The organism is Helicobacter zhangjianzhongii, from assembly GCF_030249855.1.
In the GTDB taxonomy this organism is placed as follows: domain Bacteria; phylum Campylobacterota; class Campylobacteria; order Campylobacterales; family Helicobacteraceae; genus Helicobacter_B; species Helicobacter_B zhangjianzhongii.
Genome location: NZ_JANURN010000022.1, coordinates 1 through 3,080, shown reverse-complemented (window position 1 = coordinate 3,080; position 3,080 = coordinate 1). Strand labels below are relative to the sequence as shown.

Here is a 3,080-nt window from a genome sequence, read left to right as displayed (position 1 = left end):
TTATAATCTCATCGCCTTTTTGGATTTGGGTGTAGCCTTTTTGTTTAAGCAGGTCTTGCACGCGTGGCAGCGCGCTTAAATCCATATCAAAAAAGTAGGCTAGCTCTCTTTGCAGCTTCTCTAGGCAATACATCTTACCCCTTAGTTTAAAAATCCTACTATGGTAGAATCTTGGGCGTTTTTATAAAAGGGGTAAGAATGGATCTAGGATTTATCTATGAGCTAATCAATAAAGAAAATATTTTTATCTTTGCCGCTGGGGTTATGGTGGGCTTTGGGCTTGGTAGTGTTCTTATGCGTGAAAAGCAAGCACGCTATGAGTCAAAGCAGCGCGGCTGCTTCTATGCGGTTGAAAAAAGGGGATATATCACAATCTATTTATTTTATAAAAATGGTAAGCTAGTGAATGTCGGCTGCCCCTATAAGCAAAAACGGCTTTGTAAAAAGCCTTACTGCTCGCTTTTAGACTCTACTTGCAAAGAGCTAGAGTAGAGTAAAGCTCTCACCACTAGTCTCGTCAAAACCCCTATGATAAAAATCAATGCCCCTGTGCTTATCATCTGCACCCCTTTTTAGTGTGTGTGGGATTGTGCTAGAATCTTGGGCGTTTTTATAAAAGGGGTAAGATTATGGTTTATCTACAAAATGGAGTTTTTAAGGTTTATCACCTAGCTTTTCTTTGTAATATGGATAATAATTTCTCTAAAGAGCTTGCGGATACCTTTTGCGGTGGGGAAGCTTAGTAGTATCATAGCCACTCCGCCCAAAAGATATAAAGTATTTTTCGCAAAATATTGGATATAAGGCATTGCCGGATTGTCGAAACACTTAGGCATATCTTTGTCGCCTACTCCATTGATATAAAAACACACAATAAACACCATCGCCCAAACCCAAAAACGCTTCCCAGCAAAAAATATCCTTATTAGTTTTGAGTAGATTCCATTGAGTAATTCTGCGTTATTTTTTGAGTGTTCTGCATCGTTTCTATCTTCTTGTATCTTTAAAACAAAAGTTTGTTCCACTAAAACATCAGGCTCACTATGTTTAAACTCCACACTTGATTCATTCGCTTCTTTTGATGATGGTGAGACTATCTTTTTCGCGCTTTGTCTTATATCGGCTAAATTCTCATCTGTGCTATTCATTGCCAAGCCCTAAAAAATTAAGCCTATGCCCCATCGCAGTTTGTGAAACTGCAAAATATTTAGCCATATCTGCGATGGATAAATTATCATTATAGAGCTTTACCACTTCAGTGTGTGGCATTAAAATATTCGCGGCAAAATAGTTGGCTTCAACTTCTTTGATACTAAACCCAAGCGACGAGAGACTATCCCTAAAGGATATATGCTTATTTTCATCAAAGTTTATATGCTCACCACTTCTATAGTGCAGCACATAGTGTCCTATCTCGTGCGCGATAGAAAATCTCTGCCTTAGTGCGCTATCAGTTTTGCAGATATAAATTTTTCTCTCATTAGCCTTTATCATACCTGCTACATCATCTCTATCAAATATCGTGTCATAAACGCTTAAGCCTAGTGCTTCTGCTAGTGCTACGATTTTTACAGGGTATTCCCTTTGCCCATACATTTCTAAAACATCAGCGGCGATATTGGTGATCTGCTCTTTTGTGTAGTGCGTCATTTCATATCCTTTCGCTATCGTTAAAATCAACCCTTATAAAGGGGAGTCTAGCGTAAAAAGCTTTATTTTACAATCTAGCACCTAAGCTTCTCTAGGGTTGTGAGTATGTGTTTGTGTGCGCGCTCTAGCTCTTGTGGGCTAAGATTCTCAAAGCCTGCGAGCCTTGCATAGCTTGCAAAGTCGTCTAAAGATTCTAGCTTTATATCGGCTTGGTTAAATGTTTTTGTGGTAGAATCTATGGTAGGATTCTCAAATAGCCGAGCGGCTTTGGTAGCTCCTGCATCATCGTGATGAGAGTTCTCCACCCCTTTAGATTTTGGGCTACGATCTACGCTGCTGGGGTGGGCTAATCCCTCCAACTCTACGCTATAAATCCTATTTCCATTTTGCACACTCTCTTTAAGCGTGATGAGTGCTTGGGCATTTTGCTCCTGCAAGTCTTGGGCGTTTATGTATCTATGCACGCCTACGATGTCTGCGCTGTGATTTTTGGGCGGCTCTGTGTGTGAAAAATCGCTATTTTTAAAAAGCCTTTCAATGTCTGCCACTGCGCTTAAATGTTGCTCTTTGCTAAATCCATTATCTAAGCTTTTTTGTATCGCCTTATCGCTTAGCATTTTGTCAATACCCGTGCTGCTTAGTCTTGCGATAATGCCGCTTTTGTGCGGTAGATCTTTGTTTTTAATGCTTTGTAGCTGTTGCTTTACTTGCTCGCGGCTTGATTGTTTAGCGGAATGCTTACCCAAGGCTAAATCTTTGCCCTTGAAAGCAGTGTATTTCTCGCGGAGCTTGGGTAGCAGATCTACCGCTTTGGCGACTTCGCTCCCTGCTTCGCCTTGCTTGATCATATACTCGATGAAGTCAAAGATGTCCGCTTGGCTGATATTTTTGCCCTGTGTGAAGCCCGTCTCGCTGAAAAAGTCTATCCTAGGGGCTAGCTGGGCTTCTAAGCCTTTGTGGGTGTTTCTTAGCGACTCATAGAGTGATCCGCTAGGATTTTCTAAGCGCATAAATCGTGCCAAGCTCGCCCCTAGTAAATCAGCGATCAAATTATCATAAGTATTTGGCATCATCTCTAGCATCATATTTGTGCCACTGCTATCTGTCGTGTCTATGATGTGCCTTATCTGCTCATTTAGCTCTTTGAAGTTTGCCGCGCGGGTGGTGTGTAGGCTTGTGGCGGCTTTATACATCGCTCCTAGCAAGTAGGGTCGTAAGTCTAGCTGCTTTAGCCCATACTCTACGGCGTTGTTGCTTAGGATATGCCATAGCCCCGCGGTATCGGTAAAGGTCTGCAAAGTCTTATCCGCATCTTCTTTATCAAGTTTGCTAAAGGCATTTAGCATTTCTGTGATATTGGCATTTTTATCCGCTTTTATGGTGTTGGCTAGCAGGGCTAAGTTGGCATCGTTTTCATTGGGGTAGGGGCT

4 protein-coding genes are annotated in these 3,080 nt (G+C 41.6%); 1 reads left to right on the top strand and 3 read right to left on the bottom strand.

Annotated features, from left to right (window positions below):
* The first annotated feature begins 198 nt into the window (after positions 1–198).
* Positions 199–492: a hypothetical protein gene (locus NYG90_RS10470; protein ID WP_285257779.1), complete on the top strand. Its 294-nt coding sequence runs from the start codon at positions 199–201 to the stop codon at positions 490–492.
* A gap of 176 nt (positions 493–668) precedes the next feature.
* Here the strand turns inward: NYG90_RS10470 and NYG90_RS10465 are convergent, their stop codons facing one another.
* The 3 genes from NYG90_RS10465 to NYG90_RS10455 all read right to left on the bottom strand — a co-directional run.
* A complete protein-coding gene (locus NYG90_RS10465) occupies positions 669–1,148 on the bottom strand; it encodes a hypothetical protein (protein WP_285265039.1) in 480 nt (159 codons plus the stop codon).
* Positions 1,141–1,650, bottom strand: a complete 510-nt coding sequence (locus NYG90_RS10460; RefSeq protein ID WP_285257777.1) for an ImmA/IrrE family metallo-endopeptidase — start codon at positions 1,648–1,650, stop codon at positions 1,141–1,143. The genes NYG90_RS10465 and NYG90_RS10460 overlap by 8 nt, the downstream gene beginning before the upstream one ends.
* Positions 1,651–1,724: 74 nt before the next feature.
* A partial coding sequence (locus NYG90_RS10455; RefSeq protein WP_491545792.1) for an LPD3 domain-containing protein occupies positions 1,725–3,080 on the bottom strand: 1,356 nt, incomplete at its 5' end.

What these genes read in the sequence shown, in the direction of transcription:
- NYG90_RS10470 (WP_285257779.1), top strand. Translation starts at nt 199, where the DNA reads ATGGATCTAGGATTTATCTATGAGCTAATCAATAAAGAAAATATTTTT.
- NYG90_RS10465 (WP_285265039.1), bottom strand. Translation starts at nt 1,148, where the DNA reads ATGAATAGCACAGATGAGAATTTAGCCGATATAAGACAAAGCGCGAAA.
- NYG90_RS10460 (WP_285257777.1), bottom strand. Translation starts at nt 1,650, where the DNA reads ATGACGCACTACACAAAAGAGCAGATCACCAATATCGCCGCTGATGTT.